The sequence below is a fragment of the Marinitoga sp. 38H-ov genome (genome assembly GCF_011057715.1).
Lineage (GTDB): Bacteria > Thermotogota > Thermotogae > Petrotogales > Petrotogaceae > Marinitoga.
In genome coordinates this window covers 1-24,518 of the sequence record NZ_LNGH01000014.1, presented here as the reverse complement: position 1 = coordinate 24,518, position 24,518 = coordinate 1, and the positions used below count along the sequence as shown (strand labels likewise).

The window sequence follows — 24,518 nt, the reverse complement described above, 5'->3', positions numbered from 1 at the left end:
TAAAACTAATTATGCTTAGTTATGATTAATGACAAATCTTTTTTTTAATTTTAGTAAAATTTGGGAAATTATAGTATAATATTTATATATAAAATATGGAGGTGTAAGTATGAAAAAAATACTTATAATTTTATTTCTTTTTTTAACCTTAATTTCTTTTTCAGGCACTTTTTTTAATCCTTTAGGTCCAACCTTATTACCTGCTGCTGGAATGTATATTAATAAAGTGCCTACATTGCAAACTGATTTTTGGAGGAATATAGATCAAGCCCAAACTCTTGTTTTAAAAAGTCAAGCTGATTTTATAGTTTTACCTGTTGCTTTGGGTGTTGAATTGATTAATAAAGGGGCAGACTATAGTTTAGCTGGAATTTCATTATGGAAATCTTTTTATCTTATATCTAATAATGAAATAAGTGGAGTAAATGATTTAAATGGGAAAAGAATTGTTACTTTGCATGGGCCTGGACAAACAGCTGATGTTATATTGAAAATTTTAAAGAAAATGAACAATATTGATTTTGAAATAGTATATGTTACCAGTGGTCCAGAGATAATACAATTATTAGCATCTGGTAAGGAAAACATAGCTGTTCTACCAGAACCTTTTGTATCTCTTGCTGAAGTAAAAACACAAGGTAAAATAAAGGTTCGAATGGATTTACAAAAAATATATGCATCAATGTTTAATTTAAAAGATCAAAAAATTCCTATTGCTGGAGTATTTGTTTCAAATAAAAAGTATAAAGAAAATCCTAATTTTGTAAAAAGAGTTTTAGATGCTTATGAAAATTCGGCAAATGAGTTTTATAAAAACAATTTTGAGCAAGCTATAGATTATGTATTTAAGGTAATGCAAACAATGCCAAAACCTGTATTAGAAAAAGCTGCTTCTAGATCAGAAATTTATTATAGAAATGATATAAAAGAAATAACAGATTTGTATTTGAAAAATCTTTTAGAATATAATGCTATATCAAATATTCCAGAAGATTTATACTTAAATTATTAGGAGATATTATGGATAAAGAATTTTTAAATGAATTAAAAAAATTATATGATATAGTCCAAAGAAACATTGACAAATGTCCATGGGTTGAATCTATCGATTCAGAAAAAATGTTAAATGAAGCTTCTTCAGAAATAAAAGAAATAGAAGAGGCTTTAAACAGTAATGATATAGAAAACTTGGAAGAAGAAATAGGAGATTTAATATATGATTCTTTTTTGCTTCTAAAAATAATAGAAAGAGATTATAATATTTCATCAAAAAATGTCATAAAAAAGGTAGTTAATAAAATTTCAAACAGAAAACCTTGGCTTTTTTGGGAAGAAAAAATTTCTATAGAAAAAGCTTCTGAAATATGGCAAGAAAGGAAAAAATCAGAAAAAAGTAATAACAAATAATTCATTTTTCAATGAGTTAATATAATGTTTAGGGGAATTAAACGAAGAATCAAACAATAAAATGTAATATTATATTTGATATCATTATAAATTTAATAATAGAGTACGTAATAATAACTTGGAAACCATTTTGTTACGAAAGATATGTTATAATATAGGAGGAAATTATGAACATAGGTGTTTTAGGTTCAGGGAGTTGGGGAAGTGCGATATCTAAAGTTCTTTTAAATAATGGACATAATGTAAGAATATGGACAACAGATGAAAAAGTGTTATCAGCTTTAAAAAATGGGGAAAACCCATATTATTTACCTGGTATATCTATACCTAAAACAATTAAACCTTCATTAAGCTTACAAGAAGTTGTAGAAAATTCAGAGATTTTAATTTTAGCTATACCAGCTCAAGCTGTTAGAGAAGTATTAGAAAAACTAAAATTATACTATAATGATCAAATTATTGTAAATCTTTCAAAAGGGATAGAAATTAATACACATAAGAGAGTTAGTGAAGTAATAAGTGAAATTTTGAATAATCCAAAATATGTAGTTCTAAGTGGTCCTAGTCATGCTGAAGAAGTAGCTAGAGACATACCAACAAGTATAGTAGCTGCATCTGAAAATAAAAATTTAGCAAAGATTATTCAGGAAAACTTTAGTAATGTTTCCTTTAGAATTTATACAAATGATGATGTAATAGGTGTTGAAATAGGTGGCTCAATAAAAAATGTAATTGCTATAGCTGCAGGGGTTATTGATGGAATAGGTGGTTGGGATAATTCAAAAGCTGCGCTAATTACTAGAGGTTTAGCTGAAATTATTAGATATGGTGAGAAAAAAGGTGCGAAAAAAGAAACATTCATGGGTCTTGCTGGCTTAGGTGATTTAATAGTTACATGTAATAGTCAACATAGTAGAAATAGATATGTTGGAGAGATGATAGGTAGAGGAAAAGTTTTGGATGAAATAATAAATAATATGAATATGGTTGCTGAAGGAGTTTATACTGTAAAAGCGTTATATAGTGAAATAAAGGAATTAAAAATTGAAATGCCTATTGTTGAAAAAATATATGAAGTATTATATTTAAATAAGGATCCTAAAAAAGCTATTCATGAATTAATGATAAGAGAATTAAAAGACGAAAATTAACCTTTTATATTTGATAAGGAGGGAGAAACACATGGAAAAGATGGTATATTTTTATGGCGGAGGTATCGCTGAAGGAAATTTAAAGATGAAACACATATTAGGTGGAAAAGGTGCTAATTTAGCAGAAATGGCTAGAATGGGATTACCTGTTCCTGCTGGTTTTACAATTACAACAGAAGTTTGTGACTATTATTGGAAACATGATAGATCATTCCCAGAAGCATTAGAAGCAGAAGTTGAAGCAGCATTAAAAAAATTAGAAGAAGTTTCAGGTAAAAAATTTGGAGATAAAGAAAATCCATTATTAGTATCTGTTAGATCAGGTGCAGCTGTATCAATGCCAGGTATGATGGATACAATTTTAAATTTAGGTTTAAACGATCAAACAGTTGAAGCTTTAGCAAAAAATACAGGAAACCCAAGATTTGCATATGATTCTTACAGAAGATTCATGCAAATGTTTGGTGATGTTGCATTAGGTATTCCTCACCATGACTTTGAAGAAGCATTAAATAAAGTAAAAGAAGAAAAAGGTGTTAAATTAGATATTGAATTAGAAGCAGAAGATTTCAAAAAAGTTGTTGAATTATACAAAGAAATCTATAAAAAAGCTGGAAAAGAATTCCCACAAGATCCTAAAAAACAATTATGGATTGCGATAGAAGCAGTATTTGGTAGCTGGATGAATGAAAGAGCTATTAAATACAGAGCTATTAACGGAATTAAAGAAGGAGAATTATTAGGAACAGCTGTTAATGTTGTTATGATGGTATTCGGTAATATGGGTGAAGATAGTGGAACTGGTGTATGTTTCACAAGAGATCCTAACACAGGTGAAAAAGTAAAATATGGTGAATACTTACCAAATGCACAAGGTGAAGATGTTGTTGCTGGTATCAGAACACCTTATCCATTAGAAAAATTAAATGAATTAATGCCAGATGTATATAAAGAATTAACAGATATTATGGATAAATTAGAAAGACATTATAAAGATATGCAAGATATTGAATTTACAATTGAAAAAGGGAAATTATATTTCTTACAAACAAGAAATGGTAAAAGAACAGCAAAAGCTGCTATTAAAATTGCAGTAGATATGGTTAAAGAAGGATTAATTGATAAAGCTACAGCAGTTATGAGAGTATCTCCAGAACAAATCGATAAATTATTACACCCAGCATTTGATGAAGCAGAAATTAAAAAAGCACAAGAAATTGGAGCAGGATTACCTGCATCTCCAGGTGCTGCAACAGGTAAAGTTGTATTCAGTGCAGATGAAGCAGAAGAATTAGCTAAAGAAGGAACTCCAGTTATCTTAGTAAGACCTGAAACAAGCCCAGAAGATGTTGGAGGTATGAATGCAGCTGAAGGTATTTTAACAGCTACAGGTGGTATGACATCACACGCAGCAGTTGTTGCAAGAGGTATGGGTAAACCAGCTATTGTTGGTGCTGAAGAAATCGTTATTGATGAAGAAGCAAAAGAATTTGAAGCAAGAGGCGTAAAAGTGAAAGACGGAGATTGGATTTCTATAGATGGTACTACAGGAAAAGTATACTTAGGAAAAGTTAAAACAATAAAACCACAAGGTTTAGAAGGCGAAGTTGCTGAATTATTAGAATTTGCTGATGAAATTAGAGTATTAGGTGTAAGAGCTAATGCTGATATTCCAAGAGATGCTAATGTTGCTAGAAACTTTGGAGCAGAAGGTATAGGATTATGTAGAACAGAACATATGTTCTTCGAAGGCGATAGAATTCAAAAAATGAGAAGAATGATTGTTGCAAAAACTGTTGAACAAAGAGAAGCTGCTTTAGCAGAATTATTACCATTACAAAAAGAAGACTTCAAAGGATTATTTGAAGCTATGGAAGGATTCCCTGTAACAATCAGATTATTAGATCCACCATTACACGAATTCTTACCACAAGATGAAGAACAAATGAAAGAATTAGCTCCACAATTAGGTATTACTGTAGAAGAATTAAAAGAAATCGTTGAAAACTTACACGAATTCAACCCAATGATGGGACACAGAGGTGTAAGATTAGCAATTACATATCCAGAAGTTGCAGTAATGCAAACAAAAGCTATTATTATGGCTGCTATTGAAATGGTAAAAGAAGGTAAAAAAGTTAAACCAGAAATCATGATTCCATTAGTAGGTACAGTAAATGAATTAAAATACTTAGATAAAATTGTTAGAGAAACAGCAGATAAATTAATTGAAGAAGCAGGTATTGATTTAGATTACAAAGTTGGTACAATGATCGAAGTTCCAAGAGGAGCTATTACAGCAGACGAAATTGCTGAAGTAGCAGAATTCTTCAGTTTTGGTACTAACGATTTAACACAAATGACATTAGGTTTCTCAAGAGATGATTATGGTAAATTTATCAACGATTATATTGAAAAAGGAATTTATGAAAAAGATCCATTCAAACACGTTGATCAAACAGGCGTTGGTAGAATGGTAAAAATTGCAAAAGATTATGGTAGATCAGTAAATCCAGAATTAAAATTAGGTGTTTGTGGTGAACACGGTGGAGATCCTGAATCAATCGAATTCTTCCACAAAACACAATTAGATTACGTAAGTTGTTCACCATACAGAGTTCCTATTGCAAGATTGGCAGCAGCTCAAGCAGCAGTTAAATTCAAAAGAGGAAAATTTGTAAATTACGCTGATTAATAATAAAATAACTCCGGGATTAATTTCCCGGAGTTTTTATTTTTCAGTATTAAAAATAACATTTTGTAAATCACCTTCTATATTATCAAGATACCAATTCATTTTTAATAGGTCTTCATCAAGTAAACTTTCATTTCTATCTACAATTAGATTTTTATTTGTATCATATATAGGGCCTGAAAATATATCATATGTTCCTTTTTTTAATAGTTCTTTTAATACTCCGACAATTTTTTCAGTTTGACCTGGGATTAGGTTTTTATTTTTATATAATTTAACAACTTTACTGTCCATTCCATACCAATATCTTTTTAAATCTTCGAGATTTTTTGAAGTAGTTATTTCCCATTCATTATTCAATAACTTTTTAACAATTTTACTATATATTTTCCCCCATTTCCAGTAAGCTGATGCAATATAAGTATCTGGAGTTTCTTCTTGGGTTATTACATTATATCCTATAGAATAAATTTTATGTTTATCTGCTATTAATTGAGGTATTGTTGAATCCATATTTGAAGCTAATACGTCTATATTTTCTTTTATTAAATCTAATGTTTTTTCACTTTCTATATCTTCATTTATCCAACAATTAGTCCATTTTACAATTATTTTAGCATGTGGATTAACCGTTTTTACGCCTAAAGAAAAAGCATTTAATGTTCTTATAAATAATGGCATAGGATATGGAGCTATATATCCTATTTTATTTTTTTTCGTGATTGCTCCAGCAATTATACCTGTTAAAAACATTGGTTGGTATATTCTGCCAAAATATACAGATAAATTCCTATAACTTTTATACCCTGCACAATTTAAAAATTTAGTATTTGGATAATCTATAGCAGCCTTATAAGTGCTATTCATATAATCAACACTAGTAGTTATTATTAGATCATGATTTTGTTCTGCTAATTCTTTTATCACATCATATGATTTATCTTTAGAAACATTTTCAACATAAATAGTGTTTATTTTGTCACCAAAAATTTCTTCTATATATTTTCTTCCTAAATCATGTGATTTTACCCAGGTGCTTTCTTCTATATAATTTCTATATACAAATGCGATATTTAATTTTTGGGTTGAATTTGATTTAATAAATGGGGATAACATTTCTTGGAATATATTTTTCTTTTCTTCTAAATAAATTTCTTCTAATTCCTTTATAACCTCTTTAACTTTTAATTTTAAATCTTTATCTAATAATGCTTTCTCTATACCATATTTTTTTAAATAAAATAGAAAGGCTTCCCCTGTAGTTATTGGTAATTTTTCTCCATTTAATTCATGGTATATTTTTCTAAAATTCCAATATATAAACTTTTCAAAAAAATTGAAAAATTCTTTTGGATTTTCCATATTCTCTTCTATATAATTAATTAATATTTCTTCTAATTCTTTAAACCCTCCTTCTCTCTTAAACCAAATCATATTTATTTTAGTTTTTTCATAGAAATCTAAAAATTCATAATATATTCTAATATTTAAATCCATTTCATCATATTTTGGTATTAACCTTCTAACATTAGCCATAATAAAAGGAGAGTCTAGGTATTTTAAAACGCTAACTCTCTTATTACCCTCTACAACGTAAAACTTATTTAAAAATTCATAAGCTATTATTGCATCTCTAATACCTTCTTCTTGTTGAGCTTCAAATAAATTAATCCATTTTATAGCAAACTCTGTATTTTCTTCTAAAAGTGGCATGAAATTTTTTGAAAATGCACTTCTTCTTGATTTGTAAAATGTACCTTTTATATTTTTAAGTGGAACCTCTATAATTCCTAAATTAACTTCATTTATTATTTGAACATTTTTTAATATGCTTTCTAAATCGGCTAAATATCCATCTTTACCTCTATTTTTCCAAAAATCTAATTCTCGTTCTCCCCTTTTTTTAGCATTTAAATATTCTTTTGATGAATCATATCTTTTCATGTTACCCTCTCCCGTTAAAAATAAATATCTTTAAATTTTATTTTTTTTTCTTCACCTATAATTTCAACAACTTCTTTTTTTTCTTCATCATATCTAACATATTTATATGGAACTGAATTTAATAAATAAGATATTTTATTTTTATAATGAATTCTAAAATTAAGAATTTGATCTGTATATCTGGGATGTATGTGACCGTAGAACCAAATTTTAGGAAAATATTTCATATAAATATTAGCCATAATACTAGAACCTTTGTGAAATGCGCTTATGTCTTTTTCAAATAAATTTTCTAATCCAGGCGGTGAATGAGTAATAATAATATCAATATCTTTTATTAATTTAAAAGCCTTTTTGCGCCCTAATATTCTTTTAAATATTTTTGCATCCTTTTCAGAAAAATGAAAAGGTTTTTTTCCATATGAATATGCTCCTGAAAAACCACTAATATAAACGTTTTTATTAATATTTAATTTATTTTTTAAATTTATAATATCCTGATGTATAATTTCTAATCCTTTATAAGTTTTTGAAAAACCAGTTAACTCTACATTGTACAAATTTTTAAAATATTTTTTATCATGATTGCCATATATCATTAAACTTATTTTTGGTTTTAATATATTCATTAAAAAATCAAGATAACCTGGAGATAAATCTCCACATCCTAATAAAATATCACAATTTTTTATTTTATTTGATATATAAACTCGTTCTTCATCTGATACTGCAACTATATCTAGCATATTAACCTTCCTTTCTTTTTTATTATATCAAAAAACGTTTATTATATTACTCGTTTTTTGTATTGCAATATTATTAATTAAGTGTTATAATATTAATATATAGAAAAATTATATTAATTTAAGGAGGAAATATTATGAAATGGGATTTATCTTTTTTTTATGATTCTCCAGAAGATATACAAATAAAAAAGGATTTTGAAAGTGCAGTAATTAATGCAAAAAATTTAAAGGAAAAATATTATAATGTACTCTCTTCAGATGATTTGACTGCAAAAGATATAAGAAATTTTTTTGCAGATTTAGAAAAGGTTATTGAAAAGCCTTATTTTGCAATACAATATGCACATTTGTTATATGCTGAAAATACACAAAATAAAGAAGCACAAAAACTTGTTGCTATGGGGCAAGATTATTTAACTAAAGGGGAAATAGAATTATCTTTTTGGAGACCTGTTTTACTCAGTCATCCAATAGAAAAGTTAGAGAAATGGAAGAACTCTGAAGAATTAAAAGATTATAAGCATGTTATGGAAAAATTAATAAAAGAAAAACCTCATGTATTAAGTGAAGATGCTGAAATGGTATTATCTGCATTACAACCAGCAGGGAGAGAAGCATTTGATTTATTATATGAAAAATTGACTTCTTCATATAATTTTGAAATAGAAATTGATGGTGAAGTTAAAAAAATGACAGGACCACAAATTAGAGCTTTAAGACAAAGTCCTAATAAGGAATTAAGAAGAAAAGCTATGAAAATGTTTTTTGAAAGATATAGTGAGGATAAAATTGTATTAGAAAGTACATTTAATTCTGTTGCAAAATATTATGATACTGAAAGCAAATTAAGGAAATATCCAAAGCCTATTTCAATGAGAAATATGGCAAATGAAGTAAATGATGAAATTGTTGATATGGTTATAGAGGTAACAACAGAACAAACACCTATGGTTCATAGATATTATAAGTGGAAAGAAAAATATTTAGGACATGAATTAACTTTAGCTGATATTTATGCACCATTAGATCCAGTAAAAAAAGATATCTCATTTGAAAAAGCTAAAGAAATGGTATTAGAATCATATTATGAATTTGACAAGGAAATTGGAGATATAGTGAAATCATTCTTTGATGAAAATAGAATACATTCAGAAATTGTACCTGGTAAAAGAGGTGGAGCGTTCTGTTCATATAATATACCAAATTATAAGCCATTTATTTTAATGAATTATACTGGTAATATGAGAGATGTTATGACTTTAGCTCATGAGTTAGGACATGGAGTTCATGGAACATTATCTTCAAAACAAACTCTTTTGAATTATCATACACCATTAACTATGGCAGAAGTTGCATCTGTTTTTGGTGAAATGTTAGTAATGGATAAATTATTAAAAGAATTAGAAGAAGACGAAAGAAAAATGTTTATTGCCTCAAAAATAGAAGATATGTTTGCAACTATGTTTAGACAAAATATGTTTGCAAGATTTGAAATTCAATCACATCAAATGATTGATGAAAATGGTATGGCTACATGGGAGGAATTATCCAATCTATATGAAAAAGAATTAAAAATCATGTTTGGAGATTCTGTAAAAATTACAGAAGAATACAAATATGAGTGGAGTTCTATTCCACATATGATAGGCGTTCCTTTCTATGTATATGCATATAATTTCGCTAATTTATTAGTAATTGCATTATATGAAAAGTATTTAGAAGAAGGAAAATCTTTTGTACCAAAATATAAAGAATTGTTATCAAGTGGTGGTAATGATGCTCCAGAAGTATTATTGTCCAAATTAGGTATTGATATAACAAAAAGAGAATTTTGGGAAAAAGGATTTAAATTTGTAGAAAGAGAATTAATTAATAAATTATAATTTGTAATATAAAAATAACACTAAAATCAAAAAAATATTATAAAATTTATAATATTATATACAATAAAATATTAATTTATCTTAGGAGGGATATTATGAAAAGGCTATTAGTAGTTTTAAGTACCTTGCTATTAGTAATATTATTAAGTAGTTGTTTGGTAAAAGAAAAACCTGAGGTTAATAATCAAATGGACCCAGAATTTCAATTTGCAAGTAATTTACACAAGCTAAATGACTATAGATCATTGATAGATACTTTTGAGTTTTTAAATTTAAAGGCTGGTAGTATTACAAGAACTATAACTGCAGATAGAACCCCATTTAATGATTATTTACAAAAAAATGGAGAAATTATGACACCTTCGGAATTATATGCAAATAATGATAAAGGCGAGAAAAAGGATAATAAACCAAATAGATTATCTAAGTATAGTGGAGTTAATATTAACGACAAAATGTATTTTATAAAAAATGAACATAAAGTATTTCCTAAAGGCGCTGACAATGATCCAGATAAAATGTTAAAAGGATATAATGATAGTACACAATTTAATACATATTTTGTTTTAACGCCGCTAGTTGAAAATGCTAATGATAATGTAGATGAAGCTCCTTATTTTTGGGTTCAACTATTCATTTATCCTGCTGTTCCTGAATCATATAAATATAGGGAAGAAAATTATGTAATTCCAAGTAATGGATGGGGATTAGTAGGATTTGTTGAAGAAAATACCAATAATAAGATAAAAGGTTTAAATTTTGTGAGTTATTATAATGGAGAATACGAAAGGGAAGAAGTAAAGGAAGCAAATTCAGATGTTAAAGTTAATTTAAATTCTATAATTACAAAAAATGTTTTAGATAATTTAAATTCATTTTCATTTCCAAATAAATTAGATGATTTAGAATATACGACTGGTGATTCCACAGTTAATTGGTATTCAAAAACTAAATCTGAAATATATTCAAATGATGATATGAAATACAAGAAAATAGAGTCAGCAAGAATTTATTTTGAGAGAGATAATAATGGTTATGGTAAATTATATATTTCAGATGACAATAATGGAGGTGGAAATTATCCTCTTAAATTATATCAAATGTTTAAACAAGAATTAAACGATAATGGAGATAGAGAAATTGGAGAATACGGATTTATTAAAATAAATGGTTCTATAGGAAATAAGTTTATTAATGAATTAGAAATATCTACTGATAATGATGGTTTGAATTATGTAAAGAAATATTATTTATGGATAAATAAGAAAGATAATGATCCTATATCAAAGAATAATATGTACTACCAAGAAGTTATAAATGTTAAACAAACTTCAACAAATAAATTTGAAGGAACTATGACAGCAACAGATGTTGTATACGATAGAACATATAAATATAATGTTAAATTCTACAGAAATAATTTAGATGAATGGAAATTTGAGGCGACTGATGGAGAAGAAGTTAAATCATTAGATAATAACACAAAAATAATGTTGGTAAAAGGAAAAGGCCAAAATACAATAGATGTAACTTTTGTAACAGATTATGGAATATTTGAAGGAACATTTGATGGAATTAAATTTGAGGGTAAATATAATGTTAATGGTATTGAACATGATGTTCTAATTAATTTAGGAAGTATTAAAATTGATGATAAAGAGTATGAAATTATTAAATGATAATATTTTTTCAAGGCACGTTAATCGTGCCTTTTTTATTTATTATATTAATTTTTTTTATAATGTTAGTTGAAGTGATAAAATATATAGTGATGAATTTAATAACAAAAAATAGAAAAAAGGTTATTATTTAAATAACGAATATAGCATAAGCGAAGTAACAATAAATATATAATTGAATAAAAGGAACAAAACCTTAGCAGATGAGAAATTTAGTAAAAAGAAAGGAGTTGATGTCAAAGAAAAACATAAAGGGACATCCTAGATTTGAAACATTACAGGTGTGCAAGTACAAGTAGATTGGAAAGAGAATATAAAATTACATGATAAAAATGTTAATGAATATGAATTTAATGTATTTAATAGGGTGTCCAAAAGTAAGGAAATAAAAATATGCACCCTTAATTCTATGCCGAAACATTGAATTGAGCGAAAAAACTAAATAGGAGTGCCCAATTCAATGCTAACACAAAAGTATAGAAAAATCAAAGCTTCTTTTGTTAAAAATGAAAATATTTTTGTTTTTAATATCATCGATATATTTTTTAAAGAACAAAATTATTCTTTTGGTAGAAGAAAAAAATACTCAGATAAATCTATTTTAAAAATATTAATATTATTGAAGATGGCAAAATTATCATATAGAAAATCTGAAAATTTATTTCGTGACCATCCTGAATTTTTATCTTTAATAGGAATAGAAGATATACCTTCTTTTCAAACCATCTTATATAGAACAATTACTTTAGAAAAATAAATAGTGATTTAATTGGATATATAATAATATGAAGCTGCACAAATCTCATGCTGCAATAGACGCTAATATTATTAACCCATGTAAGTCATGATAAAGCCAAAGCTACATCTAATAAAAAAGAATTTGGTTTTACATATACTACTAAAGAAAAAGAATTTGGTAAAAAACTTTATTTATCTTTAGATGTTAAGAATGATTTTGTTCTTGATTTTACTGTAGAAAAAGCATCTATGTCAAAATTCTTTGATGATTTATTTATTTCAATTAAATCTATTTTAAAAATATTATTAGATGCTGCATATGATTCATACGATATTTTTTCAAAAATAAAATCTTAGATATTCCTGTTATTGATTTGAATAACAGGAATACTAAATATTATGAATCATATAATAGATATGTTATGAAATTGAAAAGTATTTAAAGATGATTATAAACTACGTTGGGAAATAGAATGCGTAAATGGCATTATGGATACAATTTTGGAACTGAGTATTTTTGGTATGTTAGAAATAGAAATTATTTAACTTTTGCTGGTATTGTTGTTTTATTATTTAATTGTTCTCTTTAATCTTTTCCATGGTTATAATTTAAAAAAGATTTCTAATTTTTCGGTCCTTAGACTTTTTGGACAGTCTAAAATAATATAGATAAATATTTAGATTTAATAAATATTGGAGAAAAAAGTGTAATAGATGCATTATATGAATTAAGCGAATTAGAAGTAAAAGCTAAAGAAAAAAGAGCAATGAATGCATGTGTAAAAGTAGCAAATTTTCCATTAAGAATAGAAGATTTTGATTTTGAATTTCAACCAGGAATAAACAAACAAGAAATATTAGACTTAAAAAGCTTAAGATTTGTAGAAAATAATGAAAATATATTATTTGTAGGAGCTCCAGGAGTTGGCAAGACACATCTTGCCGTCTCCATAGGAATTGAATGTGCAAAACATAGATATTCAACATATTTTATTCATTTTCAAGATTTAATGTCACAACTGAAAAAAGCTCACAAAGAAAACAGATTAGAAACTGGTATTTTGCAAAATACAAAGTGTTAATAATTGATGAAATAGGATATTTACCAATTGATACAGATGCATTATTTTTCCAATTAATATCAAAAAGATACGAAAAGCACAGTACAATAATAACAACAAATATGCCTTTATAAGTGAAATATTTGGAACACCTATGTTAGCTCAAGCAATATTAGATAGACTATTGCATCATTCTCATATTATATCTATAAAAGGCGAATCATAAGGTTAAAAGAAAAAATGGAGTTTTTTGCTAATTCCTCATCGAATTTCGTTTCTAATTCTTAATTCTTTTTTTGTACATTTTTATTTTCCCTTTTTTTAACATTCTGATGTTGACTTTTATAGCCCAAAATTCTTTGGTATGACCAGATTATAATAAATATTGGAAAATTTTTGGATAAGTTAATTATTATAATAATTTCAAATTTATATTTGTTTATTAAGAATAAGTAAAAAATGTTACAAATATATTAATTAACAAAAGTCTATTAAATAAAGAATTATAAAAACACCCCATATTGGCAGGGGTGTTTATTTTTCTATTGTTTTAATTTTATTTATATATTATGTAAAAAAGTTCTAATTGTTACAAAAAAATATATTTGATGTGTAATTTTTTCTTAGCCAATAATATGACAAAATTTGTTATAATTAATTCGCAATGTGAAAAATATAATTTAAAATATTAAAGGAGGTTGCAAAATGAAAAAGTTTGCCGTTATTATTACTTTAGTATTAGTTTCATTAAATATCTTTGCAGGTATGTTTGGGTATGGTCAAGGTGGAGAAGTAAATGTATATACTAGTAGACATTATGATACTGATCAAAAGTTATATGATGAATTTACAAAGGTTACTGGAATCAAAGTTAATGTAATTAAAGCTGGAGAAGATGAATTAATAGAGAGAATAAAAAATGAAGGAGAGGATACAAACGCAGATTTATTTATTACTGCAGATGTTGGTAGATTACATAGAGCAAAAACAATGGGATTATTACAACCTGTAGCAACAGATATATTGGTTAAAAACATTCCTAATAAATTAAGAGATAGAGATAATTATTGGTATGCATTAACAATGCGCGCGAGAGTATTAGCATATGCACCAGAAAGAGTAGATATTTCTAAAATAAAAACATATGGTGACTTAATAAATCCTGAATGGAAAGGAAGAATATTAATTAGATCTTCTTCAAATATATACAATCAATCTTTAGTAGCTTCTTTCATTGCTATATATGGTGAAGAATGGGCATATAATTGGGCTAAAGGAATTGTAGCAAATATGGCTAGAGAGCCACAAGGAAATGATAGGGCTCAAGTAATTGGTGTTGCAGCAGGTGAAGGAGATATTGCCGTTATAAATACATATTATATGGGTAAAATGTTAAATTCTTCTGATCCTCAGCAAATAGAAGCTGCTAAAAAAGTTAAATTACACTTTCCAGAAAAAACACATATAAATGTTAGTGGGGCTGGAGTAGTAAAGTATGCAAAAAATAAAGAAAATGCTATTAAATTATTGGAATTTTTAACAAGTAAAGATGCACAAGAATTATATGCTGAAGCAAATTATGAATATCCTGCAAATCCTGAGGTAGAACCATCAGAATTTTTAAAATCATTTGGTAGTTTTGAGCCACAAGGTATAGATTTGACATTATTAGGTGAGTATAATTCAAAAGCTGTTGAAATAATGGATAAAGCAGGATGGAAATAATATGAAAAAGACAACGTTTCTTTTAGTTTTGATTATTTCTATACCAATATTTATAGTCTTATATAATTTAATTTTGCCTTCTAATCAAAACTGGAAACATATATATGATTATTTATTAAAAGATTATGTTATTAATTCTTTGAAATTAATATTTGGAACAGCTATACTTTCATCTATATTAGGTGTATTAAGTGCTTGGTTTGTTAGTTATTATGAGTTTCCATATAGAAAAGCAATTGAATGGGCATTAGTTTTACCATTAACAATACCACCTTTTATAGGAGCATATGTATATGCAGGTATGTTAAGTTATACAGGTACTATACAAACCTTTTTAATGAAATATACTGAATTTAAAGGTAAGTCATATTTATTAGATATAATGTCAATTCCAGGTGCAGTATTTATATTCTCAATATTCTTATTCCCATATATATATTTAACAGTAAAATCTTTTTTTTCAAAGCAAATTACAGGGATTATTGAAGCATCTCAATCTTTAGGTAAAAACATTCTAACAACATTTTTTAAAATAATTCTTCCCTTGGCTAGACCCGCTATTGTTGGCGGGACTAGCCTTGTACTTATGGAAGTTTTAAATGATTATGGTGTTGTAAAGTATTTTGGTATACCAACATTTAGTACAGGTATTTTTAAAGCATGGTTTTCATTAGGAGATATTAATACGGCTATTAAATTATCGGCTGTAATGTTATTATTTGTCTTTATAATATTATCTTTAGAAAAATATTTAAGGCAAAATAGATCGTATTTTACTAAAAATAAGAAACCTATAAAAAGAAGGAGTTTGAAAGGAATACAGTTGTTTTTTGTAATGTCTTTTTATGTTATTGTAATATTATTATCTTTTTTATTACCAGTAATGCAATTAATACAATGGAGTATATTTTCATATAAAAATACAAATATAAAATTTTTAGAATTAACTTTTAATTCCTTATTTATTTCTTTTATTAGTGCAATATTAATAATAATTACAGCTTTAATTATTTCTGATACTATAAGATTTAGCAGAAAAAACTCAAAGATATTATCAAAATTAGCAACTATGGGATATTCAATACCAGGAGCAGTAATTGCAGTAGGTGTTATAGTATTTTTTATAAACTTAGATAAAAGTTTATACCCATTATATAATCTATTAGGATTAAGAACAAAATTATTATTATCTTCTTCGATATTAATGTTAATATATGCATATATTGTTAGATTTTTAAATATTGCATATAGTCCAATAGATGCAAATTTTGAAAAAAATGGTAAAAGTTATCATGAAGCTTCAAGAAGTTTAGGAAAATCTTTTTTCTATACATTTTTAAAAGTAGATGTTCCTATGATTAAACCTGCTATTATTAGTGCATTCATTTTTTCTTTTATTGAGATAATAAAAGAATTACCTTTAACGCTTATACTTAGACCATTTAATTTTGATACATTAGCTACAAAAGTATTTGAATATGCAAATGATGAAATGATACATGAAGCTTCAGTCGCTTCATTAACAATAATAATTATCATATTTATATTTATTATGATTTTGCGAAAGATAACAGGAGATGATAAATAATGTTTTTATATCTAGAAGATATTTGGTTTAAATACGATAAAGAATATATATTAAAAGGAATTGATTTCCAAATAAAAAAAGGTGAAACTGTAGCTATAGTAGGAGAAAGCGGAAGTGGTAAAAGTACTATTTTAAGAATAATTGCGGGGTTTGAAAAACCACAAAAAGGAATTGTTAGATTAGAAGATAAAGTATTGACTTCTAAAAAACATTTTGTATTGCCTGAAAAAAGAAATATAGGTTTTGTTTTTCAGGATTATGCTTTATTTCCTCATATGACAGTAAAAGAAAATATAGAATTTGCAAAAAAAGGTAAAACGCAAGAAATGTTGAAATTAGTAAATTTGGAAGGATATGAAAATAGATATCCATATGAATTAAGTGGTGGTCAACAACAAAGACTAGCTCTTGCGAGAACTCTTGCTACTAATCCGAGGCTACTATTGTTGGACGAACCATTTAGTAATTTAGATGAAATACTAAAAGATAAAATAAGAAATGATTTAAAAGAAATATTATATGAAGCAGGAATTACTACTATTTTAGTTACGCATGATAGGAACGACGCTCTCGCTTTGGCAGATAGAATTATCATTATAGAAAATGGAAAAATAACATTCACTGGCATTCCCGAAGAAATATATACATAAAAAGAGAAGCATACTGCTTCTCTTTTTGATTATAATGGGAATTTTGACAATCCAACATCTACTAAAATAGTTTGACCATTAATATTACACAAAAAATTTTAGGAAACTTAATAAAATTTATATTTTCAAAAACTTCTCAATAATAGAATCAAGAAAAAGTCTTTCATTGTCTTCAAAAGAATAATATCCTAAAGCAACTCGTTTTTGAGTAATATTGTACTTCAAAGCAAAAGATTTCAAATTACCATCAACTTTTGGAATAATAGGCCATTTAATATCGTAACGGACACAATTTCTTAAAAAGATATCAAAAATATTTTTTTCGCTATCAGATAAATTAAAATAATGAACAATAAATTCTTTTTTATTTCTTATATTCTTTAATAGCTTTAAAATTAAGTTTTTTCTCGCGATATAAAATAGACTACTTCTGGTAGACTTTAGAAAGTCATAGTTCTTATTATTAATATTATTTATCAAATTTTCTTCTTGAAAATTTGATAGCATTAAATTAAAAAAGTACATCTTCTCATAATTACTTGAGAAAAATTTAATGATTTTATCTTTATCTCTTTCAAAAATCAACTTCAAAATCCGACTTTTTGTAAAATATGGTTTTTCTATTAATGATGAATATGTTGCTAAAAATACTATTGGAAAATTGAGATCAAATATAGTCATAATTTGGTTAATGTTATTCTTAAATAAAAAACTAATATGTTTTTTATTTGAACGATCATAAAAATCTTTATTAAATTTATTATCAACATTTATATTATTTTTTAATTCATTCACAATTCTTGAAATTTCATATAAACCAATATAATTATTAATAAAAAAAACATCAAAAATAGTATCAAACCAATTATAAATTTTAAATAAGTCTTCAAAATAATAACCGATGTAATATTCTAATAAATCAGCAGCAATTAACGCTTTCTTCTTATCTACTTCTCTTATCCACCATGCTGCATTATTCAATCCAGAACATATCATTGTGGGATGAGGAAACCTTTTTGCAAAATTAAACCCTTCAATAAATAAATCAAAAGCTTTATGAAAATCTTTATTATTTAAATATTTTCTGGCTTCAGAATATTTTAATAATGATTTCTGTGCATAACTACTTTCATACTCTTCACTCCAATATCTAACAAGATTTTCATCAATTAAATTTGAAAATCTTATTTCCATAAATCTCAAAGCAGGAATAATAATTTTTCTTGCTTTTTTATTAAGAGATTGAATATTATTTTTAATCTTACTTAGTTCAATATTAGCTTTTTTAATTTTATTATTATTAAATAAAATACTAATTTTTTCAAGAGTAGCAAGTTCATTTAAAATTGTAGTAGTAGTAGTAGTAGTAGTAACGAGATCGGCATATTTAAAAGCTTCTCTATGTTTGTTTTTCCAAATGGATTTTAAGCATAAAAGATAATAAACCAAATCTTCATCCTCAGTATTAGTTAAAATATAATTCACAATAGGTTTAGAAAAAGCTCCATATTCTATAATATCAATTAATTTATTTAAGGAATAATGTTTCATAAAACACCTCTTAAATAAAAATTATAAATATTGAAACAAAAAATTAAAGAATGATATTTAATTAAGGTTAAGTTACATTTTGTTACATAATAGTTACTTAAAAATATATAAATATCCAAAATAAAGAATTTCAGAAGTTGAAGTTATATGTCTAAAATATTACCATTTATTAAAAATGATATTGCAGTTTAAAATGTTTATAAAAAGCTAATTTCAGGCTACAAAAGAAACACTTGACAGTCATATGAGAAATGCTAAGATAAATGAGGGGGGAAAAATGAAAAAAATAATTATATTAATAATGGCAATCATAATATTATCTTCAACAATGGTATATGGTGGTGATGATAAAAGTAATTCAACTACTCATTCAACTAATCTTCAAGTTCAAATTGAAAATTCTAGAGGATAATAAGATATCATATGAAAACTAAAAGCTTTATACTAGTTATTTGTAGAATACATTTAAATTATAGCATATAAGGTTTTATGATACAATACATTTTTAATATTAAAAAGAAAGGAAAAAAATGAAATATAAACTCTATCAAAATAATAAAAGAAAGTATCTATTTGACCTTGATAGTGTAACATTAGTCAAACTAGATGAAATAGCCTATTCACATCTTACAGAAAATAAAAAAAATAAAGATGTTGAAAAAGATATAAAAACATTAAAAAATATAATCAATAAAAAAATAAAAGAAAGCGAAAAATTCTATAATTCAGACATAATATTTGAACCATCAAATATTATATTAAATATAACAAAAGCATTTAATCTTGAATGTATATACTGCTATGCTCATAAAGAGAAACCAGAAAGTATGAATATGAAATTGATAAAAGAAAGTTTAGAATATATATTTTCAAATACAAAAAAGAAAAAAATAACAATAACGTTTTTTGGCGGAGAACCATTACTTGAATTCAAAAAAATAAAAGAAAGCGTGGCATTATCAAAAAAATTAGGAAAGAAATATAACAAAAAGATTGGATAGTCAATAACCACTAATGGGATGATAATGGATAAAGAAATAATAGACTTTTTAATCAAAGAAAATTTTTCATTAACATTAAGTATAGATGGTTGTGAGTATATATAAAATTTTCAAAGGACATTTGTTGGAGGAAAGGGATCATATGAAAAAATAGCAGAAAATATAGAGTTAATGCTGGAAAAAAGAAAAAAGTTAAACGTTAGAGCAACAGTAACAAATCAGAAAATAGAAATTAAAAAAATAGCAGAACATTTTATAAAAGAGCTAAATGTTGGTGGCTATTCTTTTGCGATTGCATCATACCCTTACACAAAAAAATGGACAGAAAAAGAAAAGAAAAAATTATACAAAGAAGTTGAAGAAATAATAGAAAAAAAGATAAAAGGTTATCCCGTTAAATATAAGTGGAGTATGGGAAACTATAAAAAAAGGAGAAATTAAAAAATATCCATGTGGAGCGGGGTTGGGAATAGTATCAATAGATATAGATGGAAAAATGTACCCATGCCAGAGATTCACAGGTGAAAAAGACTATGAACTTGGAGAAGTGGGGATGCAATGGGAAGAATTTATTAACTATAAAAAGGAATTTTATAAGAAAGTAGTTAAAAAAATAGAAGAAGATTGCGGTTTATGCGAATTGAGAAATATATGCGATGGTGGATGCCCATATGAATTATTAACAAAAAGCAAAAGCCGAAGTATTTCTTGCGCCCTAACAAAAATAGGAGTAGAAAAATTAAAAGTAGGGAGATGATAAAATGAAAAGAAATATATTAATGATTTTATTTATGTTAGCAATATCAGTTCTATTGCTTTCTGAAAATTTGACAATAATAAAAAAAATTAAATTGGACGGCAAAAAAAATATAAAACCAGTTCTATCATTTACAAAAGACGAAGTAATAATTACACCAATAGTTGCAAAAGGAAAAGAATTTGAAATATTAATATATTCATTAAAATCTGATACAAAACAAATAATAAAAAAGGAATCTCCAGCACTATATGAAATTAATAATTTAACAGGTGCAACATTAATAACAACATATGCATTTGAAAATAAATTCTGGATAATATGTGGAAATGAAAAAAATGGAGATATGGAAATAAATGAATATATAAAAAAAGAAGGAAAATATATATTTAACAAAAAGCTTAATTTAGGAGTAAAGTCATTTGCAGCTACAATCGATTATGAATTGAAAGATAAAATAATAATGAGTGTAGGCATAAATGAATCAGAACGAAAGGTAATGATAGTGGATATAGATTTAAACTGGTATAAAGAATTAATAACATTAAAAGATTTTTCAGGGATATTAGAAATGGCAAAGTATAAAGATAAACTATATATATTCGAAACAATACCAGAAAAAAGTGTGACATCTTTTTTTGGTTCAAACAGTAAATATATAAAGTTAAAACACACATTTGATGCAAAAAACTATGAATTAATAAAAAAAGATGAAAAAACATTTTCAGATATGAACTATTATACATATATATATCAAGATGAAAAATATGTATATTTTGGTAATTATGGGGGAAAAATAAATATAAAAAGATATAATCTTGATAATAATAAAATAGAAAATATAAATATGGAAGAAATATATCAATTTTTGAAAGAAGGAAATATAAATTATCATTATTATACCTATAAAAATGAAAAAATATTAATAGAAGTGCAGGAAGATAGTACAACAAAAATAATATTAGGAAAAATAATAGACAATAAATTTAAAATATTATGGGAAAAAGAACTAAAAAAATCCGATTATGTTATATTTCTCTGTTCAAATACACCTTTTAAAGTTAGTTTGAACTTACAAAATCAATTTGAAATATTTCTTTTTAATGGAAACATTTATAAAATAAATCTTGAAACAGGTAACATAAATAAAATTTTGAATAAAGCAATACATTTTTTTAAAATGAAAGATAAGTATTATGGTGTATTAAACGAAATAGAAAAAAAAGAAGATAAAAATCTTTTTATATTTGAAGTTTATGAATTAAAACTTGAATAAAAATATGAATTTTAAATTCTGTGGCTGGAAAAGTTATTTATAGCGGAGTTGAACCTTTATGGAACATATAAAAATTGTTAAATTAAAAAGCAATAACCAAATTGAAAATTGCATTTTAGATTATTGTAGTGGTTATGATGGTGGAACATGTAGTTTAACAGATGGTTGTTTTACTATTGATTTGGGAGATTGTAAACCAACAGATATATGTAATGTCGATCACTGCACTGGTAATAATATAGATATTCCAGAATAATAAACTTACTTTTCCAGCCACAACCCTATGGATATTTTTTATTAAAAACTTTAAAAAACATTATAATTTTAACATAAAATATTTAGAAATACAAAATATAAAAAATGTTGAAATTGGTGGTGAAAAAATGATAGATATAAAAAACATAAAAAAGAAGTTTAAAGAAAAAGAAGTTTTAAAAGGAATAAACTTTGATGTAAAAGAAGAGGAAAAATTTGTAATATTAGGAGAAAATGGAGCAGGGAAATCAACACTATTTTATATATTAACAAAAGTATATAATCCAGATGAAGGTGAAATAAAAATAAAAAAAGGCAAAAAACTATTGGGTTTTGTAGAAGAACCACAATTTATGAAAAATATGAATGCATACGAAAACATAAAATATATAACATCATCAATATATAAAAAAATAAACAAAGAAAGTATGGATAAATATTTAAAAATAACGGGAATACAACAACATGCAAAAAAGAAAGTTGGTAAATATTCAACAGGAATGAAAAAAAGGCTTGCGGTTTCAATATTACTATTAATAGATCCAGATATATACATATTTGATGAACCAACAGAAGGATTGGACCCAATAGAAAGAAAAAACTTCATTAAATTAATGGAAGATTTAAAAGAAAGAGGAAAAAGTATAATAATAAGCACTCATGTATTATCAGAAGCAAAAGAAATGGCAGACAGAGTAGGTATATTACATGATGGAAAAATTAAAAAAATCCTATCAAAAGATGAATTTAAAAAAAATGATGAATATATAATATTTACAGAAACACAGAAATATCCCGAATGGTTAGAATACAAAATAGAAGAGGGTAAAACAATAATAAAAAGCAACAATATAATGCAAACATTGGAAAAACTCACACAATATGGAATAAGAATAAAAGATATAGAAAAAAATACATCTATCCTGGGAAAAACATTTATAAAAATATCATCAGGAGATGGAAAAAATTGATTAAAGCAGAAATACAAAAGATAAAAAAAGATAAATTTTTTATAGCATCATTAATAATATACTATTTCTTTTCAACAATAAGGGCTAAAGGTATAGTTTATATGATAGCAAGAGGATATTATGGAAAACCATCAATATCCATAATAGCAGCAAAATACTTTGGAACAATGTGGAACTTTATGGGATTAATACAATTAATAGCAATAATACTTGGAATAAAAATATTACATGAAATAACAGAAAGTAGATTATACACATATATATTCATGGAAAATACAAGATTAAAATTCTACATAAAAAAATCAATTTCATTATTCTGGATAACAACATTATATAGTATATATAATCTAATAATATTAACATATTACTATATGATAGTAATTGGAAAACCCGATACAAAAGGGATGTCATTAACAATAGTAGCATATTTAAATTATGAAATAGCAATATTGTTTACTGCATTATTGGGAATGATGATATATACAATTGTAAAGAATAACTTATTTTCAATAATAATATCATTATTTGTAATATATAGTTATTTCCTATTGCCAGTTCAAAATAAAATATATCATCCATTAAATTTTGTATATATAATGACAAGAAAATTAATATCCTCAAAAGGAATAGAATTTATAATGTATATTAGTTTGTGGAAAATAATAATACCATTATTAATGGTAACAACAATATTTATGATAGGATATCTATTTTTCAGAAAATATGAACCAAAATATTAGATTTGAAAGATATTAGTAAAAATATATAGAATGGAAAATAGAATTTGTAAATGAACACAAAAAACTCCTGAATTTTCTTAACCTCATTCTCAAAGAGAATATATCAAATATTGTATAATATAAATTAAATAATTAACAATAAAAACATATCATTTGATAAAATAAATAAGTAAAATTATTAAATTTAAGAAAAGAGAGATTTACATTAACGTTATTTATATTATATATATTTTTTGTTAAAATTATTACAATTAATAAATAAAAACTAAATCTTTATTATAGCAGGTGGAAAAAATGTATAAAGAATCATATTACAATTACTTTTTAGAAATAGATAAAGTTCCGGTATTAGTTAACTTAAGAACAGGAGCAATAGCAGAAGTAAACCGTGAAAATGTTCAAAAAATAAAAGAAACATTAAAAGGGAATATAGTTGATAAGGAATTATTCGAACAATTAAAATATGGTGGATATATTATAGAAAAAGATTATAATGAATATGAAGAAATAAAAATGAGAAATTATAGAGCGCGATTTGATAATTCTCGAGCGACGTTTACAATAATTCCAACTTTCCAATGCAATTTTGATTGTGTATATTGTTATGAAACAAAGAGAAATAAAATAATGACAATAGAAAAAGCAGAAGAAATAGCAGATTATATAATTAACACAAGCAAGAATAAAAAAATAATATCAA

Annotated in this window: 23 protein-coding genes and 1 pseudogene; 21 read left to right on the top strand and 3 right to left on the bottom strand. The window is 25.5% G+C overall.

The genetic code is table 11. From position 1 onward, the window contains the following. Positions 1–109: 109 nt before the first annotated feature. The 4 genes from AS160_RS04830 (at position 110) to ppdK (ending at position 5,253) form a co-directional block, all read left to right on the top strand. Entirely contained in the window at positions 110–1,012 is a 903-nt protein-coding gene (locus AS160_RS04830; RefSeq protein ID WP_165145709.1) for an ABC transporter substrate-binding protein, read from the top strand. A gap of 8 nt (positions 1,013–1,020) precedes the next feature. Continuing rightward, positions 1,021–1,407, top strand: a complete 387-nt coding sequence (locus AS160_RS04825) for a MazG nucleotide pyrophosphohydrolase domain-containing protein (protein ID WP_165145706.1) — start codon at positions 1,021–1,023, stop codon at positions 1,405–1,407. Positions 1,408–1,574: 167 nt separating this feature from the next. Further along, on the top strand, positions 1,575–2,558 hold the full coding sequence (locus tag AS160_RS04820) for an NAD(P)H-dependent glycerol-3-phosphate dehydrogenase (RefSeq protein WP_165145703.1): 984 nt from the start codon (positions 1,575–1,577) through the stop codon (positions 2,556–2,558). Between the two features lie 31 nt (positions 2,559–2,589). Next, a complete protein-coding gene (gene ppdK, locus AS160_RS04815) occupies positions 2,590–5,253 on the top strand; it encodes a pyruvate, phosphate dikinase (protein WP_165145700.1) in 2,664 nt (887 codons plus the stop codon). Positions 5,254–5,289: 36 nt separating this feature from the next. On the opposite strand, the gene AS160_RS04810 is transcribed toward ppdK, so the two are convergent. Then, entirely contained in the window at positions 5,290–7,197 is a 1,908-nt protein-coding gene (locus AS160_RS04810) for a BMP family ABC transporter substrate-binding protein (RefSeq protein WP_165145698.1), read from the bottom strand. 14 nt (positions 7,198–7,211) lie between these two features. After that, positions 7,212–7,943 carry a metallophosphoesterase gene (locus AS160_RS04805; RefSeq protein WP_165145696.1) on the bottom strand — a complete coding sequence of 244 codons (732 nt, stop codon included), beginning with the start codon at positions 7,941–7,943 and terminating at the stop codon, positions 7,212–7,214. Positions 7,944–8,077: 134 nt separating this feature from the next. On the opposite strand from AS160_RS04805, the gene AS160_RS04800 reads away from it, so the two are divergent. From AS160_RS04800 to AS160_RS04770, 8 genes are all read left to right on the top strand, one after another. Beyond that, positions 8,078–9,826, top strand: a complete 1,749-nt coding sequence (locus tag AS160_RS04800; RefSeq protein ID WP_165145694.1) for a M3 family oligoendopeptidase — start codon at positions 8,078–8,080, stop codon at positions 9,824–9,826. 95 nt (positions 9,827–9,921) lie between these two features. Beyond that, a complete protein-coding gene (locus tag AS160_RS04795) occupies positions 9,922–11,505 on the top strand; it encodes a hypothetical protein (protein ID WP_165145692.1) in 1,584 nt (527 codons plus the stop codon). Positions 11,506–11,965: 460 nt separating this feature from the next. Then, positions 11,966–12,262 carry a hypothetical protein gene (locus AS160_RS04790; RefSeq protein ID WP_165145690.1) on the top strand — a complete coding sequence of 99 codons (297 nt, stop codon included), beginning with the start codon at positions 11,966–11,968 and terminating at the stop codon, positions 12,260–12,262. A 646-nt stretch (positions 12,263–12,908) separates the two neighbouring features. Next, positions 12,909–13,325, top strand: coding sequence for an ATP-binding protein (locus AS160_RS11500; RefSeq protein ID WP_338037304.1), 417 nt, complete (start codon positions 12,909–12,911; stop codon positions 13,323–13,325). Next, positions 13,319–13,438 carry an ATP-binding protein gene (locus AS160_RS11495; RefSeq protein ID WP_277601281.1) on the top strand — a complete coding sequence of 40 codons (120 nt, stop codon included), beginning with the start codon at positions 13,319–13,321 and terminating at the stop codon, positions 13,436–13,438. The genes AS160_RS11500 and AS160_RS11495 overlap by 7 nt, the downstream gene beginning before the upstream one ends. A gap of 571 nt (positions 13,439–14,009) precedes the next feature. Then, positions 14,010–15,029 carry a Fe(3+) ABC transporter substrate-binding protein gene (locus AS160_RS04780; protein WP_165145688.1) on the top strand — a complete coding sequence of 340 codons (1,020 nt, stop codon included), beginning with the start codon at positions 14,010–14,012 and terminating at the stop codon, positions 15,027–15,029. A gap of 1 nt (position 15,030) precedes the next feature. Continuing rightward, positions 15,031–16,617 carry an iron ABC transporter permease gene (locus AS160_RS04775; protein WP_165145686.1) on the top strand — a complete coding sequence of 529 codons (1,587 nt, stop codon included), beginning with the start codon at positions 15,031–15,033 and terminating at the stop codon, positions 16,615–16,617. Continuing rightward, positions 16,617–17,267: an ABC transporter ATP-binding protein gene (locus AS160_RS04770; RefSeq protein ID WP_165145684.1), complete on the top strand. Its 651-nt coding sequence runs from the start codon at positions 16,617–16,619 to the stop codon at positions 17,265–17,267. Before AS160_RS04775 ends, AS160_RS04770 begins: the two co-directional genes overlap by 1 nt. A 117-nt stretch (positions 17,268–17,384) precedes the next feature. Here AS160_RS04770 and AS160_RS04765 read toward each other — a convergent pair whose 3' ends face one another. Continuing rightward, positions 17,385–18,818: a hypothetical protein gene (locus AS160_RS04765; RefSeq protein ID WP_165145681.1), complete on the bottom strand. Its 1,434-nt coding sequence runs from the start codon at positions 18,816–18,818 to the stop codon at positions 17,385–17,387. 277 nt (positions 18,819–19,095) lie between these two features. Here AS160_RS04765 and AS160_RS11490 point away from each other — a divergent pair, with 277 nt between their 5' ends. The 9 genes and pseudogenes from AS160_RS11490 to AS160_RS04725 form a co-directional block, all read left to right on the top strand. Further along, positions 19,096–19,230: a hypothetical protein gene (locus AS160_RS11490; RefSeq protein WP_275587738.1), complete on the top strand. Its 135-nt coding sequence runs from the start codon at positions 19,096–19,098 to the stop codon at positions 19,228–19,230. Positions 19,231–19,348: 118 nt separating this feature from the next. Beyond that, positions 19,349–19,819, top strand: a complete 471-nt coding sequence (locus AS160_RS04760; RefSeq protein WP_165145678.1) for a 4Fe-4S cluster-binding domain-containing protein — start codon at positions 19,349–19,351, stop codon at positions 19,817–19,819. A 171-nt stretch (positions 19,820–19,990) separates the two neighbouring features. Beyond that, a complete protein-coding gene (locus AS160_RS04755) occupies positions 19,991–20,260 on the top strand; it encodes a hypothetical protein (RefSeq protein WP_165145675.1) in 270 nt (89 codons plus the stop codon). Between the two features lie 22 nt (positions 20,261–20,282). Then, entirely contained in the window at positions 20,283–20,576 is a 294-nt protein-coding gene (locus tag AS160_RS04750) for an SPASM domain-containing protein (protein ID WP_165145672.1), read from the top strand. Between the two features lie 4 nt (positions 20,577–20,580). Continuing rightward, a complete protein-coding gene (locus tag AS160_RS04745; protein ID WP_165145669.1) occupies positions 20,581–21,852 on the top strand; it encodes a hypothetical protein in 1,272 nt (423 codons plus the stop codon). 58 nt (positions 21,853–21,910) lie between these two features. Beyond that, complete coding sequence (locus tag AS160_RS04740) at positions 21,911–22,108, top strand: hypothetical protein (RefSeq protein ID WP_165145666.1); 198 nt, start codon at positions 21,911–21,913, stop codon at positions 22,106–22,108. Positions 22,109–22,235: 127 nt separating this feature from the next. After that, the gene (locus AS160_RS04735; protein WP_165145663.1) at positions 22,236–23,078 is read left to right on the top strand and encodes an ABC transporter ATP-binding protein; all 843 of its coding nucleotides are present in this window, start codon (positions 22,236–22,238) and stop codon (positions 23,076–23,078) included. Next, entirely contained in the window at positions 23,075–23,818 is a 744-nt protein-coding gene (locus AS160_RS04730; RefSeq protein ID WP_165145660.1) for a hypothetical protein, read from the top strand. Before AS160_RS04735 ends, AS160_RS04730 begins: the two co-directional genes overlap by 4 nt. 294 nt (positions 23,819–24,112) lie before the next feature. Next, positions 24,113–24,518, top strand: a pseudogene (locus AS160_RS04725) (radical SAM protein); the annotation flags it as partial.

Bases quoted from the DNA above. Each gene is read 5' to 3' on its own strand.
- AS160_RS04830 (WP_165145709.1), top strand. From the start codon at position 110: ATGAAAAAAATACTTATAATTTTATTTCTTTTTTTAACCTTAATTTCT.
- AS160_RS04825 (WP_165145706.1), top strand. From the start codon at position 1,021: ATGGATAAAGAATTTTTAAATGAATTAAAAAAATTATATGATATAGTC.
- AS160_RS04820 (WP_165145703.1), top strand. From the start codon at position 1,575: ATGAACATAGGTGTTTTAGGTTCAGGGAGTTGGGGAAGTGCGATATCT.
- ppdK (WP_165145700.1), top strand. From the start codon at position 2,590: ATGGAAAAGATGGTATATTTTTATGGCGGAGGTATCGCTGAAGGAAAT.
- AS160_RS04810 (WP_165145698.1), bottom strand. From the start codon at position 7,197: ATGAAAAGATATGATTCATCAAAAGAATATTTAAATGCTAAAAAAAGG.
- AS160_RS04805 (WP_165145696.1), bottom strand. From the start codon at position 7,943: ATGCTAGATATAGTTGCAGTATCAGATGAAGAACGAGTTTATATATCA.
- AS160_RS04800 (WP_165145694.1), top strand. From the start codon at position 8,078: ATGAAATGGGATTTATCTTTTTTTTATGATTCTCCAGAAGATATACAA.
- AS160_RS04795 (WP_165145692.1), top strand. From the start codon at position 9,922: ATGAAAAGGCTATTAGTAGTTTTAAGTACCTTGCTATTAGTAATATTA.
- AS160_RS04790 (WP_165145690.1), top strand. From the start codon at position 11,966: ATGCTAACACAAAAGTATAGAAAAATCAAAGCTTCTTTTGTTAAAAAT.
- AS160_RS04780 (WP_165145688.1), top strand. From the start codon at position 14,010: ATGAAAAAGTTTGCCGTTATTATTACTTTAGTATTAGTTTCATTAAAT.
- AS160_RS04775 (WP_165145686.1), top strand. From the start codon at position 15,031: ATGAAAAAGACAACGTTTCTTTTAGTTTTGATTATTTCTATACCAATA.
- AS160_RS04770 (WP_165145684.1), top strand. From the start codon at position 16,617: ATGTTTTTATATCTAGAAGATATTTGGTTTAAATACGATAAAGAATAT.
- AS160_RS04765 (WP_165145681.1), bottom strand. From the start codon at position 18,818: ATGAAACATTATTCCTTAAATAAATTAATTGATATTATAGAATATGGA.
- AS160_RS11490 (WP_275587738.1), top strand. From the start codon at position 19,096: ATGAAAAAAATAATTATATTAATAATGGCAATCATAATATTATCTTCA.
- AS160_RS04760 (WP_165145678.1), top strand. From the start codon at position 19,349: ATGAAATATAAACTCTATCAAAATAATAAAAGAAAGTATCTATTTGAC.
- AS160_RS04755 (WP_165145675.1), top strand. From the start codon at position 19,991: ATGCTGGAAAAAAGAAAAAAGTTAAACGTTAGAGCAACAGTAACAAAT.
- AS160_RS04745 (WP_165145669.1), top strand. From the start codon at position 20,581: ATGAAAAGAAATATATTAATGATTTTATTTATGTTAGCAATATCAGTT.
- AS160_RS04740 (WP_165145666.1), top strand. From the start codon at position 21,911: ATGGAACATATAAAAATTGTTAAATTAAAAAGCAATAACCAAATTGAA.
- AS160_RS04735 (WP_165145663.1), top strand. From the start codon at position 22,236: ATGATAGATATAAAAAACATAAAAAAGAAGTTTAAAGAAAAAGAAGTT.